The following is a 12,727-nucleotide window of genomic DNA, read 5'->3' as shown; positions in this document are numbered from 1 at the left end:
TTCAGCTCACCACTCCGGTCATGACGCCCACGGGTACGGCGATGAAACCGGCCGTGAGCAGCAGCGCGAGGACGTTGGCGATGGTCTTCAGGGCGCGGTCGCGGGTGCGGCTGGAGACGCCCAGGCTCTGCGCGGCGCTCCAGAAGCCGTGCCGGATGTGCAGGCCGAGGGCGAGCATCGCGACGATGTAGACGACGTTGCCGTACCAGGTGGAGAAGGTGTCGACGACGTTCTCGTAAGGGTGGCCCTCCTGGAAGCCGCCCGGGTGGGTGTGGCCGGTGGTCAGGTCCAGGACGTGCCAGACGATGAACAGGCCGAGGATGATCCCGCCCCAGCGCATGGTGCGCGTGGCGTAGGAGGCGCGCGGCTTCCTGTGCACGTACTTGCTGGGGCGCGCCTTGATGTCGCGGCGGCTGAGCTGGTACGCGGAGACGGCGTGCGCGACGACCGCGGCGAGCAGGACGACGCGGATCAGCCACAGCGTCCACTCGTAGTGCATGAACGGCTCGCCGACCGTGCGCAGCCAGTGCCCGTAGCGGTTGAACTCCTCCGGACCGAAGAAGATCTTCAGGTTGCCGATCACGTGGGCGACCAGGTACAGCAGCATGATCACGCCGCTGACGGCCATCACTGTCTTCTTGCCGACGGTGCTGTCCCAGATCGTGCGTGCCATGGACGGCCGTCGGCCCGTCCGCGTTGCCAGAGCCATGGAACAGCACGCTAGGCGCGCGACACCTCATCGGTCCAAGACATGGTCCGGCTTGATTCGATAGGGCGCGCCTATGCTGGGTGGGTGCAGTTCCAGCAGCTCCAGTACTTCGTGGCCGTCGCCGAGACCCGGCACTTCACCCGGGCCGCCGAACTCGTGCACGTGGCGCAGCCGTCGCTGTCGCAGCAGATCAAGGCGCTGGAGCGGGAGCTGGGCGCGGACCTGTTCCTGCGGGCGCGCGGCAACATCACGCTGACCGACGCGGGGGAGGCGCTGCTGCCGCTGGCCCGGCGGATCCTCGCCGACGCGGACACCGCGCGGCACGAGGTGCAGGAGCTGGTGCAGCTGCGGCGCGGGCGGGTCCGGCTGGGCGCGACGCCGAGCCTGTGCACGGGGCTGCTGCCGGACGTGCTGCGCGCCTTCCACGACCGCTACCCGGGCATCCGGCTGATGATCGAGGAGGGCGGCTCCCACGACCTCGTACGGCATCTCGCGCGCGGCGCGCTCGACCTGGCGCTGATCGTGCTGCCCCTGCCGACGCCCTCGCCGGCGCTGACCACGGTGGAGCTGCTGCGCGAGGACCTGGTCGTCGTCTCCTCGCCCGAGGCGCCCCGGCCCGGCGGCGGGCGGCGCACCGTGCGGATCGCCGATCTGGAGGGCGAACGGCTGGTGATGTTCCGGCACGGGTACGACCTGCGGGAGCTGACCGTGGCCGCGTGCCGCGCCGAGGGCTTCGAGCCGGACCTCGCGGTGGAGGGCGGGGAGATGGACGCGGTGCTGGGGTTCGTGCGGGCGGGGCTGGGGGTCGCCGTCGTCCCGCGGATGGTCGCGGCGCGGTCCGGGCGGGGGCTGCGGGTGACTCCGCTGGCGCGGCCGGGGCTGCACCGGGTGATCGCGCTGGCCCACCGTAGCGATGTGGCTCCGCCCCGGGCTGCGCGGGAGTTGCAGCGGATGTTGCTGGAGCGGTGAGGGTGGGGGGTTCCGGGGGCGTCGATTCGCTGCGGCGGCTCGGCGTGGTGCGGCAGCGCTGGGGCCGGTCGCGCAGTTCCCCGCGCCCCTGGGCGGGATCGCCCATTCGCTGCGGCGGCGTGGCGGGGTGCGGGTGCGTTGTGGCTGGTCGCGCAGTTCCCCGCGCCCCTGGGCGGGATCGCCCATTCGCTGCGGCAGCGTGGCGGGTGCGGCAGCGCTGGGGCCGGTCGCGCAGTTCCCCGCGCCCCTGGGCGGGATCGCCCATTCGCTGCGGTGGCGTGGCGGGGTGCGGCGTCGTTGTGGCTGGTCGCGCAGTTCCCGCGCCCCTTGGGGGTGCGGTTTTCAGCGTTGGTGGTGGGATGCCGCCTGGCGGATCTGTGGCAGGGGGATGTGCGCCTGGTCGCAGAGGGTGGCCAGGTCGAAGTAGAGCGACTCGCCAGCCATGAGGCCGTCGCGGAAGGGGACGACGTTCGCGAAAGGGACCGCGAAGGTGCCGCCGCCGGGGGGTACGCCCAGCCAGTCGCCCTGGCTGGTGCCGCGCAGCGTGCCCCAGACGGCGAGGACGTCGTCGCCGAAGGTGACGCCCTCGTCCTCGGGGGCGAGGTCGGGGAACGCGGTGAAGTACTGCGACCGGTAGGCGGCGCGCACCGCGTCCCTGCCCTGGCTGCGCAGGCCCAGCGCCTTCGTCTCCAGGAAGCAGTCGGTGACGAAGGTGGCGAGGATGCCGTCGATGTCCCGGGCCGCCTCCGCCGCGCGGTGGGCCTCGAAGAGGCGGCGCATCTCGGTGCTGTCCATGCCCGTGCTCCCAGCCGGGCCCCCTCGGGTCCTCTCCCTCGATCGTAGGCCGGGCACCCCCGCCGTGCTCAGCCCGTCGCGTCCGCCATCGCCAGTTCGTGCAGTCGCTCCGGCGGGCCGGGACGGGCGTAGTACCACCCCTGTGCCGTGTCACAGCCGAGTATGCGCAGCTGGTCCGCCTGGGCGGCCGTCTCGACGCCCTCGACCGTGACCGTGAGGTCCAGGCTGTGGGCGAGGGAGACGATGCCCTCCACGATCTTGAGGTCGACGGGGTCGGCCGGGAAGCGCTGCATGCTCTGGGTGAAGGAGCGGTCCAGCTTGAGGATGCTCACCGGGAGGCGGCGCAGGTTGGCGAGGTTGGAGTAGCCCGTGCCGAAGTCGTCCAGGGCGATGTCGATGCCCATCTCGGCGAGCCGGCACAGCGGCTTGAGGAGGTCGTCGTCGGCCCCGATCAGGGCGGACTCGGTGACCTCCAGACAGAGCGCGTCGGGGGTGACGCCGGCCGCCTCCAGGATGTCGACGGTGTCCTGCACCAGGCCGGGGTGCGTGAGCTGGCAGGGGGAGAGGTTGACATTGATCCGCAGCGGGGCGGTGGTGGTGCCGGCGTAGCGTTCGCGCCACTCCTTGGCCTGGCGGACCGACTGCTCCAGGACCCAGCGGCCCAGCGGGACGATGAGGCCGGTGTGCTCGGCGAGCGGGATGAACCGGTCGGGGCCGAGCACCCCGTGCTGCGGGTGCAGCCACCGCACCAGCGCCTCGGCGCCGCGTACGCTGCCGTCGTCGAGGTGGACCAGCGGCTGGTACTCGATGAAGAACTCGCCGCGCTCCAGGGCGGCCGGCAGCGCGGTGGTGAGGCCGTGCCGGGTGATCGCGCGGGCGTCGGCCTCGGCGTCGGCCAGCTCGAAGCGGTTGCCGCCCGCCGACTTCGCCCGGTACATGGTGATGTCGGCGCTGCGCAGCACCTCCGCCGCGCTGCGCTCCCCCGCCGGGCCCTCGACGATGCCGATGGAGCCGCGCACGGTCAGTTCCCGGCCGTCGATCCGGATCGGGGCGACCAGCGCGTTCATGATCCGGGACGCCAGCTCGTCGACCTCGCGCTGGGTGTCGGGCCCGGTGGTCAGCGCCACGAACTCGTCACCGCCGAGCCGGGCGACCATCTCGCCGGGCGCCGTGGCACAGGCCTGGAGCCGGTCGGCGACCTCGACGAGCAGCCGGTCGCCGGCCGCGTGGCCCAGGCTGTCGTTGATGGTCTTGAAGCCGTCCAGGTCGAGGTAGCACAGCCCGAAGCGCTGGCCGGGGCCCGCGTTGAGGGCCTTCTCCAGGCGCTCGAAGAACAGGGTCCGGTTGGGCAGGCCGGTGAGGGCGTCGTGGGTGGCCTCGTAGCGCAGCCGCAGGTTCAGCAGCCGGCGCTCGGTGGTGTCCTCCATGAGGGCCAGCTGGTACTGGGGGTTGCCGTCGGCGTCGCGCAGCAGGGAGACGGTGAGGTTGGTCCACAGGACCGTTCCGTCGGGCCGGTAGAAGGCCTTCTCCACGTGGTAGTGCTCGCGTTCGCCGCGCACCAGTTCCTCGTAGAGCCGCCACACCTGGGGCGCGTCCTCGGCGTGCGTCCAGTCGCGGACGTTGCGGCCGCGCACGTTCTGCTCGCCGCCGCCGAACATCCGCAGCAGGGCGCCGTTGACCTCCAGGATGTTGCCGTCCAGGTCGGCGATGCCGATCCCTATGGCGGCGCCCTCGAACACCGCGCGGAAGCGTGCCTCGCTGGCGTGCAGCGCCTGGGCGACCACTCCCTGGGCGCGCAGCGCGGCCTGGGCGATGGACTCCTGCTCGGCGAGGGTGCGTTCGCGCAGCGCCTGGGCGAACCCGGCGGCCATCGCGTGCTGGAGGCGGGACGAACGCGCCCGCAGATCCTCCTGGTTGCCGCCCTCGCCGCAGTAGAGCACCAGATAGGCGTCCACGCAGTCCAGGGTGCGGCTGAGCGCTTCCGGGTCGGTGCAGTGCGCGGCGACGAGCGCGGCGCCGACGGCCCGGCCCTCGGCGGCGTCGAAGGCGCGGGCCCGCAGCGCCTCGCTCAGCCGCCGGGCGAGCGGCAGCAGCCGCGCCTCGAACTCCGGCCGGGTCAGGGACGTGACGGTCACCGGGAAGACCGCCCGGCTCCAGATCGTCGCGAACCGGCGCAGTCTGTCCTCCGGCCCGTCCGGCTCCGCGCTCACGCCGTACGCCCCACGCCGGCGAAACCGGAGAAGGCATACGGGTCCTCGTCCTCCGGTGCGGTGTCCGGCCGCCAGTGCGGCATCGGCACCAGTCCGGGTTCCACCATGTCGTACCCCTCGAAGAACCGCGCGATCTCGTCGCGCGAGCGCATGATCAGCGGGTTGCGAATGTCCTTGTATACGTCCACCGCGCCCCCGGCCCGCTCCGCCGGCAGGGGGATTCCCTCGTACGAGGCATGCGTGAGCACCAGCAGGCTGCCGGGCGCCAGTGCGTCGCTCAACTGAGCCACCGCGCCGTACGGGTCGTCCGCGTCCTCCACGAAGTGCAGTATCGCAACGAGGAGAAGGGCCACCGGGCGGTCGAGGTCCAGCAGCCGGGAGACCTGCGGGCTGGTCAGGATGTCCTGCGGCTTGAGCAGGTCCGCGGCGACGACGTCCGCGTTCTGGTTGCCCTCCAGCACCGCCTGGCTGTGCGCGACGGCCACCGGATCGTGGTCGACGTAGACGACGCGGGCGCCGGGACTGGCCGTCTGGGCGACCTCGTGGACGTTGCCGAAGGTCGGGATGCCGGAGCCGATGTCCAGGAACTGCGTGATGCCCTGGTCCACGGCGTAGCGGACCGCGCGGCGCATGAAGGCACGGTTGGCCTGCATGATCTTGGGGAGTCCCGGCATGAACTCCATGGCCCTGCGGGCCGCTTCCCGGTCGACCTCGAAGTTGTGCGAACCGCCCAGGTAGTAGTCGTAGATTCGCGAAACGCTCGGCACCGAGATGTCGATGCTCCGTGGGGCCCAGGCGGGACGCTCCATCTATCTCTCCAGGCATAGGCGATCCGGTGTTCGAGCTGAGGCTACTGATCGCCCGCCAAAGGAGCGAGCCGAACCGGAAATTCACCATCCGTTCCCGGTCACTGCCTGCGGCACGTGCCGAATGGGAGCCCGATCGCGGTGCCAACTTCCGAGGGCATTCCGGAGAGTTCCGGTGCGGGGAAGAAGGCGACGAGAAGGAACGGTAGGAGAAGTACGGGAGAAAGGAGAAGAAGGAGGGGATTGCCGGAGGGGCGCGGCTGGCGGGCACACCGGTCCGCCCCCTGCCGCGGGGAGCGGGAGGGGGCGGGAGGGGTGGGAGGGGGGAAGGGGATGCGAAGGGGGCGGAAGGAGGCGGACCGGGCCGGGGGCCGGGGTGGCCCCCGCTCGTCACGGGGCGGGGTTGCGGCTACTCCTCTCCCTTCTCCGGCGCGCCGATCGGCTTCCCGTCGGGCGCCACGGCGTACCACGTGCCGCCGACTCCCTGGCCGTTGGTGTCACCGGGGGCGTTGTCACCGCTGAAGGTGTAGATCGGCCAGCAGTTGACGGTCTGCTGCTTGGTCCCGTCCGGGCGGGTGAAGCTCATCAGGCCCTTCTTCTGCACCCCTTCGGTGTCGTTCGCCTCGACCGGGGCGACGACGGGCCAGTTCTGGAGGCAGGCGCCGGTGCAGGCGGAGACGGGCTTGGGCCAGGCCTCGTCCTTCATGAAGCGGTAGACGGTCATGCCGTTCTTGTCGACGACGATCTCGCCGAGCTTGGGGTCCTTGCGGGTGGACAGCCCGGGGAGGTCGGCGAGGGTGGCCTTCTTGCCGTCCGGGGCGAGGGCGTACCAGGTGCCGCCGACGCCCTGACCCTTGGTGTCACCGGCCTTGACGTCCTTGGCGTAGCGGTAGGCGGGCCAGCCGCCGATCGTGAGCTGCTTGGTGCCGTCGGCGCGGGTGACCTCGCCGAGGAGTGCCTTGTCGATGCCCTCACCGGCCGAGGCGTCGTCGGCGGGGACCGGGGGCCAGGCGGTGGCGCAGTCGCCGTCGCAGTTGGACTTGGGCGGTTCGGCGGTGTCCTCGTCGAACCGGTACAGGGTGCGGCCGTCGGCGTCGGTGAGGACGCGGCCGAGTTCGGCGTCGACCGTGACGTCGAGCTTGCCGGCGGGCGCGGCCTGCGCGGCGGCGTCCTGCTGCCCCTCCGCTCCCGCCCCGGCCTCGGTGCCGGCCGCGCCGCTGCCGATCCCGGTCCCGGTTCCGCCGTAGCCGCCGGCCGCGGCCGTCGCGCCGACGTTCTGACTGGCCGGCTGGGTACCGCCGCCGTCCTGGCCGCACGCCGTCGTCAACGCCAGCACGACCACGGCACCCGCCGCGAGTGAGGCGCTCCGCCAGGAGGTCTTCATCGTCAACTCCCCATGATTACAAGGCTGTTGCAGTCGCAGCGCCCTGCTGCGCCGCCGCTCGACAGGGGGTACGGGCGGGCACCGGGGTGTGTTCAACGTGCGGGCGGTTTTCTTGCGCGCGCCCGCGGATCGGGTCTCACGCGGACCCCGCCCCGGCGTTCGGGGGGTCGAACGTATGAGGGAGGCGCCGTCCAAACCGGTGGGCCGGTGTTTCCCTCCTTCGGGGCATTCCCCCGGCGGCCGGGCATGTCGGTGGTCGCGGAGGGCTCATGATCTTCGGCGTGCATGGATCCGAACCGACCCATTTCCCCAGAGCGGCAAGGGTGTTGACCCTGACGGCGCTGACGTGGGCCCTCGTCGGCGCGCCGGCCGGCGTGGTGGTCGCCGATGCCTGTGCCTGGACCTCGACCGGGCCGGGAGGCACACAGGCGGTGTCGGTCGCGGGAAGTCTCACGTGCCCGACCCCGACACCCACCCCCACCCCTCCCCCGATCCCCACCCCGAAGCCACCTCCGCCGCAGCCGACCCCCACGCCCACGCCCACACCGACGCCGACGCCCACACCGACGCCGACGCCCACTCCGCCGCCGAAGCCCACCCCGAAGCCGCCGCCGGAGCCGGCTCCGGTCCCGAGGCCGCCCGAGCCCCCGCCACCCGCTCCGCCGCCACCGCCCCCGCCGGCTCCCCGGCCCGCGCCCGTAGGCCCCACGCCGGCCCCGGCTCCCCCGCCCCCACCCCCGCCCGCCCCCAGCCGGAAGCCCGCATCGACCCCGCGCCCCTCCGCGACCCCGGTGAGCTACCCGGAGTACCGCACGCCACCGCGCCCGCGGCCGGTCCGCAACACCACCTCCCCGCTCACCCACGTCCTGCTCATCACCGTCCCCGCGGTGGTCGCCGTCGCCGCGCTGCGTCCGCGCTGATCCCTGGAGGAATCCGTTGCCGGAATGGCTTGTTCTCACCCTCGCGATGGTGGCCGCCTGTGTGGTGGTGGTCCTCATCACCGTGCTGCGCGACCGCACCGCGGGCGACGACGAGGACCCCACCGAGACTCCGGACGTCATCGAGTACATGACGATGTGGATCGGTGTGGTGTACGCCATCGTCCTCGGCCTGGCCATCGCGGGCGTCTGGGAGGCGCGCGGCGCCGCACAGGACCACGTCCGCGCCGAGGCCCAGGCCCTGCACGAGATCTCGGAGCGGGTGCGGGTCTATCCGCCCGAGGTCCGCGACCGCATCCGGGAGGATGTCAACACGTACGTCGGACACGTCGTCACCACCGAGTGGAAGTCGATGACCGACCACAACAAGGTCACCGAGCGCGGCGACGAACTGCTGCGGCGCGTCCGCACGGACGTCACCGACTACGAGCCGCGGACCGACTTCGAGGCCCAGGCCTACCAGCCGCTCATGGACCAGGTCACCGCCGCCGACCAGGCGCGCAACGCCCGCGCGGACTCGGCCGCGCCGACCATGCCGGGCGTGGTGTGGTTCGGCCTGATCATCGGGGCCGTGATCACCATCGGGATGATCCTCGCCCTGCAGATCCGGCGCACCCCTCGCGAGCTGATCCTCGCCGTGCTGTTCTCCGCCCTGATCGCCTTCCTGCTGTTCCTCATCTGGGACTTCGACGCGCCGTACAGCCGGGGCATCTCGGCGACGGCGGATCCGTTCCTCGACCTCTTCCCCGACGCCACCCGCTGACGCGCTCCCACGCACCGGATCCCAGGGGGACGGCGGGCCACCACGCCGCCGCCGTCCCCCGGGCGGCCGGGCCGCCGTCGTCTGGGCGGCCCACACGGTTTGCCCCGTTCGCGTGACACCGCAAGCTCATCGTCGCCGGCGGGTTCGACCTCCACCAGGTCGGCCCGGGCGCCGCGCTCATCGCGGGGTCGCTCGGCGCGGCGTACCGCGTGGAGCGCCGCCGCGCCGGCGACACGACGGCTGGCGTACGCGGACCGCGCCGGCCGCGCCGCCGACCGATCACAGGCCTTCGCCCCGGTGTCCATGGGAGGGATCCGGGGCGAAGGCCTGTGCACGTGCGCGATGTCCCGACGGAGCCGCCCGGCCGCCGCGGGGAAGGGAGGGCGGCCGGGTCCGTCCGCTGCCGGATCAGATCCGCTTCTCGGAGCGGCGCCGCATCCAGAACACCCCGCCGCCGATGACGGCCGCCGCGACCAGCCCGCCGCCGATGGCGATGTCGGTCGGGGTGGCGCCGGTGGAGCTGCTGCCGCCGATGCCGCCGCGCACACCGCCGAGGACGGTGAAGGCGGCGGGACGGGTCAGGGTGCGGCCGGAGCAGTTGACCGTGATGTCGTACTGGCCGGGGCGGGCGTTGGCGTGGATCGTGGCGGTGCCGCGGGCCGTGCGGTTGGCCCCGCTGACCGGGGTGAGCTTGGTCGTGGGGAACGCCTCGGACGAGGCGGTGCCGCCGTGCGGGCAGCCGTCGACGGTGATCGTCATCTGTCCGCCGGGGGCGATGACGCTGGGCATCGCGACGATGTTGCTCGGGCTGCCGAAGTGACCGTTGCCGCCCTGGTTGCCATTGCCGCCCTGGTTGCCACCCTGGTTGCCGTTGCCACCCTGGCTGCCGTTGCCACCCTGGTTGCCGTGCCCGCCGTGTCCCCCGTTACCGCCCTGTCCCCCGTTGCCGCCCTGGTTGCCATTGCCACCCTGGCCCCCGTTGCCACCCTGGTTGCCGTTGCCACCCTGGCCCCCGTTCCCGCCCTGGCCCCCGTTGCCGCCGCCGTTCCCGTGCCCGCCCTGGCCACCGTTGCCGCCCTGGCCTCCCTGTCCCCCGTTCCCGCCCTGGCCCCCGTTACCGCCGCCGTTCCCGCCCGCGTTCCCGTGCCCGCCCTGGCCGCCCTGGCCGCCCTGGCCGCCGTTGCCGCCCTGTCCTCCGTTCCCGCCCTGGCCCCCGTTCCCGTCCTGGTTGTGGTCGATCCCCTGGTTGCCGTCGCCGCCTTGGCCGAAGCCCTGACCGTTGCCACCTTGGTTGAAGCTCTGGTCACCGTTGCCGCCCACGCTTCCGCCCGGGCCGTCCCACGCGACGGCCGCGGGGGCGGCGAGGCCGAAGGCGGCGACCGCGGCGGCGGAGACCGCCAGGGCACGAGAGTTACGCATGTGATCCTCCGCGGAAGACGCCCCGGGGCCCGTCCCCGGTGGATCGGCGAGAGAACGTCTCCCGGAAAAGACCCTCAGCCGCTCGCCCGGGGCGCGCATTTCGGCGATGGTCCGTCCTGGTGAGGCAACACGCCGGACGAAAACCGCACAATCGGATATTGCCGCAGGTCACGGACCGTCAGAAAAATCCTGATCACGGCAACTCGGATGGCGCACCGGGCTTTCTCGCGGGCCACCCGTTCGCCTCTGCCCCGTCGCCGGTTTCCCGGACGGCATTTAGCGTTCTCGTATGCGCGAATTGACGCGGCGACGGCCGCGTCGAGAGGGGATGGCGAATGTCTGCATCCGAGCTGTCCGCCGAGCTGGCCGAAGCGGAGGCGCGGCGGAGGAAACGCGCCCCGTGGGGCGTGATAGCGCTGGTTCTGCTGACCGGTCTCGCGCTCATCCGCAACGGTTCGGGGGAGTTCGACGTGGGCCCGCCGCAGCCCGCGTCGGCGGCGGCCGCGGACAGCGCCGTCCAGGCCGGCACCTTCGGGCAGGCCGCGCAGCCGCTGCCGTACGCCGTGCCGAACCGGGTACGGATTCCCGCGATCCAGGTGGACGCGCCGATGATCCCGGTCGGTCTGGACACCGAGGGCTGGGTGGACGCACCGCCCGCGGAGGACCCGAATCTCGCGGGCTGGTTCACCGGCGCGGTGTCGCCCGGCGAGAAGGGCACCGCCGTCGTCGTCGGCCATGTCGACAACCAGCAGGGCCCGGCCGTGTTCTACGGGCTCGGCGCGCTGAAGAAGGGAAATCGCGTCGAGATCGCCCGGGGAGACGGAAAGACGGCCGTATTCGAGATCTACGGCATCGAGGTGTTCGAGAAGAACAACTTCCCCGGCGACCGGGTCTACGCCTCCAAGGGCGCCCCGGAACTGCGGGTCATCACCTGCGGAGGGGGTTTCTCGCAGCAGAACGGCTACGACGGGAACGTGGTCGCCTTCGCCCGCCTGGTCGAGGTCCGCTGAGCGGGCCCCGGCCCGGCGGGCGGCCGCCCGACGGGCGGTGGCCCGCCGGCGGGCGGTGACCGTCAGACCTGGTGTCTGCGCGGCACCGTGATGTGGTAGCCGGCGTCCAGCAATGCCGGCAGATACCGCCGCAGCGCCCGCACACTCTGCGACCGGTCGCCCCCGGCGTCGTGGGAGAGCACCACGACGCCGGGGGCGGCGCCGTCCTCGACCCGGTCGACGATGGTGCGGGTGCCGGGCTCGGTCCAGTCGAGGGTGTCGACGGTCCAGGCGAGGGGTTCCATGCCGAGATCGGCGCCGATCTGGAAGGCGGCCCGGTTCCAGGCGCCGTACGGGGCGCGGAACCAGCGGGGCCACTCGCCGTAGGTCTGGTCGACGATCTCGCAGGTGCTCTCCATCTCGCTGCGGATCCGGGCGCGGCCGAGCCGGGTGAGCAGCGGGTGCGACCAGGTGTGGTTGCCGACGACGTGGCCCTCGTCGGCCATCCGCCGGAGCAGACCGGGGTGGGCGGCGGCCATCTCGCCGCAGACGAAGAACATCGCGGGGACGTCGTAGGCGCGCAGGGTGTCCAGGATGTCCGGGGTGTAGCGGGGGTCGGGCCCGTCGTCGAAGGTGAGCACCATGGTGCGGCCGAGGCCGGACACGCTGAGCAGCGGGCGGCTGCGGACCGGGGTGCGGCCCGGCGCGGCGCGGGGCGGGCCGTAGCCGGTCAGGGGCTGGAGGCGGTAGACGGAGGGCTTCAGCGGGCGGCGGACCGCGGGGCCGGCGGCGGGGGCGGCGGAGCGGGGGGCCTTCTCGCCCGGTCCGAGGGCGAACACCCCGGCGGTGCCGGCCGCGCCCACGGCGGCGGCACCGGCGAGCAACGCCCGGCGCCGGGTGATCAACTGATCCTTTGTCAGCCGGGTGAGCAACTGATCCTTCTTCATGACTCATCACTCGCCCGCCCCGCCCCCGACGCACCACGGTGACACCGGTGCGGCGGCACCGATCCACCCGAGCGGCCGATGCGGGGCGGTACCGCCGCGGGTCCCGTGCGGACGGGTGCCGGTCCCGTGCGGGCGGATGCCGGTCCCGTGCGGACGGGTGCCGGTCCCGCGCGGACGGGCGCCGGTCCCGCGCGGACGGATGCCGGTCCCGCGCGGACGGGCGCCGGTCCCGTGCCGACGGGCGCCGGTCCCGTGCGGACGGGTGCCGGTCCCGTGCGGGCGCTGGCCCGCCCCGGCGGTGGGAGGGGGTGGTTCCGGTAGCCTCGGGCCGTGACGGAACAGCACTCGCACCGGTTCGAACGCGGCACGGACGGGCCGAAGGTGATCCTGGTCGGGGTCGACGGCTCGGACTCCTCCCTGCGGGCCGCGGCCTACGCGGGCGGCCTGGCCCGGCGGCAGCACGCGCTGCTGGCCGTGGTGTACGTGCAGCCGGTGCTCGCGGCGGGCGCGCTCGGGGTGCCGGTGGCCGGCACGACCGAGGAGATCGCCGAGGATCTGGTGGCGCAGATCCGGGATGCCGCCGAGCGGGTCAAGGGGATATTCGACGTCCGCTGGGAGTTCCACACGTTCCGCGGCGATCCGTACAGCGGTCTGGTGAGGGCCGCGGACGAGCTGAAGGCCGACGCCGTCGTGGTGGGCGCCTCGGAGCAGGCGGGCCACCGGATCGTGGGCTCCGTCGCGATCCGGCTCGTGAAGGCGGGGCGCTGGCCGGTGACGGTGGTGCCGTAACGGGCGCGC

11 protein-coding genes and 1 pseudogene are annotated in these 12,727 nt (G+C 73.0%); 5 read left to right on the top strand and 7 right to left on the bottom strand.

The features are described from left to right. Position 1 precedes the first annotated feature (1 nt). Complete coding sequence (locus AB0K92_RS23195) at positions 2 to 673, bottom strand: succinate dehydrogenase (RefSeq protein ID WP_365925809.1); 672 nt, start codon at positions 671 to 673, stop codon at positions 2 to 4. A 120-nt stretch (positions 674 to 793) separates the two neighbouring features. Between AB0K92_RS23195 and AB0K92_RS23190 the strand changes: the two genes are divergently transcribed. After that, complete coding sequence (locus AB0K92_RS23190; protein WP_365925723.1) at positions 794 to 1,678, top strand: LysR substrate-binding domain-containing protein; 885 nt, start codon at positions 794 to 796, stop codon at positions 1,676 to 1,678. A gap of 342 nt (positions 1,679 to 2,020) precedes the next feature. On the opposite strand, the gene AB0K92_RS23185 is transcribed toward AB0K92_RS23190, so the two are convergent. The 4 genes from AB0K92_RS23185 to AB0K92_RS23170 form a co-directional block, all read right to left on the bottom strand. Continuing rightward, positions 2,021 to 2,473, bottom strand: coding sequence for an ester cyclase (locus tag AB0K92_RS23185; protein WP_365925721.1), 453 nt, complete (start codon positions 2,471 to 2,473; stop codon positions 2,021 to 2,023). A 68-nt stretch (positions 2,474 to 2,541) separates the two neighbouring features. Next, positions 2,542 to 4,683 carry an EAL domain-containing protein gene (locus tag AB0K92_RS23180; protein WP_365925719.1) on the bottom strand — a complete coding sequence of 714 codons (2,142 nt, stop codon included), beginning with the start codon at positions 4,681 to 4,683 and terminating at the stop codon, positions 2,542 to 2,544. Beyond that, complete coding sequence (locus AB0K92_RS23175; protein WP_365925717.1) at positions 4,680 to 5,492, bottom strand: SAM-dependent methyltransferase; 813 nt, start codon at positions 5,490 to 5,492, stop codon at positions 4,680 to 4,682. Before AB0K92_RS23175 ends, AB0K92_RS23180 begins: the two co-directional genes overlap by 4 nt. A gap of 406 nt (positions 5,493 to 5,898) precedes the next feature. Beyond that, the gene (locus AB0K92_RS23170; protein ID WP_365925807.1) at positions 5,899 to 6,873 is read right to left on the bottom strand and encodes an SCO0930 family lipoprotein; all 975 of its coding nucleotides are present in this window, start codon (positions 6,871 to 6,873) and stop codon (positions 5,899 to 5,901) included. A 791-nt stretch (positions 6,874 to 7,664) separates the two neighbouring features. Between AB0K92_RS23170 and AB0K92_RS23165 the strand changes: the two genes are divergently transcribed. Both AB0K92_RS23165 and AB0K92_RS23160 read left to right on the top strand, forming a co-directional pair. After that, positions 7,665 to 7,793 (top strand): hypothetical protein, encoded by a 129-nt coding sequence (locus AB0K92_RS23165; protein WP_277347429.1) that lies wholly within the window; start codon positions 7,665 to 7,667, stop codon positions 7,791 to 7,793. A 16-nt stretch (positions 7,794 to 7,809) separates the two neighbouring features. Beyond that, positions 7,810 to 8,574 (top strand): hypothetical protein, encoded by a 765-nt coding sequence (locus AB0K92_RS23160; RefSeq protein WP_365925714.1) that lies wholly within the window; start codon positions 7,810 to 7,812, stop codon positions 8,572 to 8,574. Between the two features lie 408 nt (positions 8,575 to 8,982). On the opposite strand, the pseudogene AB0K92_RS23155 reads toward AB0K92_RS23160, so the two are convergent. Beyond that, positions 8,983 to 9,381, bottom strand: a pseudogene (locus AB0K92_RS23155) (hypothetical protein); the annotation flags it as partial. Between the two features lie 947 nt (positions 9,382 to 10,328). On the opposite strand from AB0K92_RS23155, the gene AB0K92_RS23150 reads away from it, so the two are divergent. Beyond that, positions 10,329 to 11,003: a class F sortase gene (locus tag AB0K92_RS23150; protein WP_365925712.1), complete on the top strand. Its 675-nt coding sequence runs from the start codon at positions 10,329 to 10,331 to the stop codon at positions 11,001 to 11,003. 62 nt (positions 11,004 to 11,065) lie between these two features. On the opposite strand, the gene AB0K92_RS23145 is transcribed toward AB0K92_RS23150, so the two are convergent. Next, positions 11,066 to 11,929, bottom strand: a complete 864-nt coding sequence (locus AB0K92_RS23145) for a polysaccharide deacetylase family protein (protein ID WP_365925710.1) — start codon at positions 11,927 to 11,929, stop codon at positions 11,066 to 11,068. 330 nt (positions 11,930 to 12,259) lie between these two features. Between AB0K92_RS23145 and AB0K92_RS23140 the strand changes: the two genes are divergently transcribed. Then, the gene (locus AB0K92_RS23140; protein WP_166003790.1) at positions 12,260 to 12,718 is read left to right on the top strand and encodes a universal stress protein; all 459 of its coding nucleotides are present in this window, start codon (positions 12,260 to 12,262) and stop codon (positions 12,716 to 12,718) included. Positions 12,719 to 12,727: the final 9 nt, after the last annotated feature.

It is taken from the genome of Streptomyces sp. NPDC052687 (genome assembly GCF_040678395.1).
Classification (GTDB): domain Bacteria; phylum Actinomycetota; class Actinomycetes; order Streptomycetales; family Streptomycetaceae; genus Streptomyces.
The sequence above is the reverse complement of the archived record's forward strand: the minus strand, read 5'-3'. Positions and strand labels throughout refer to the sequence as shown.